Raw genomic sequence first — 218 nt, forward strand, 5'->3', positions numbered from 1 at the left:
ATGAGGTTCACCCGAACCAGATCTATGCCTGGAAGAAGCAACTGCTGGACCAGGCGGCCCGGGCCTTTGACGCGGGTGTCGGGCGGGAGAGCGAGGACGCGCGCGAACGCGAGATCGAGAAGCTGCATGCCAAGATTGGACAACTGACAGTCGAGCGCGATTTTTTAGCGCGGAGGTCCGGAAGATGAGCACGCCGGACCGTCGAGGAATGCTCGATC

Annotated in this window: 1 protein-coding gene; it reads left to right on the top strand. The window is 61.5% G+C overall.

Translation table 11 applies throughout. The annotated features are described in order from the left end of the window. Positions 1 to 188, top strand: a 188-nt coding sequence (locus ACZIRK_RS45800; protein WP_463332055.1) for a transposase, incomplete at its 5' end; no start/stop codon positions are given. Positions 189 to 218: the final 30 nt, after the last annotated feature.

It is taken from the genome of Bradyrhizobium sp. Leo114 (assembly GCF_055229415.2).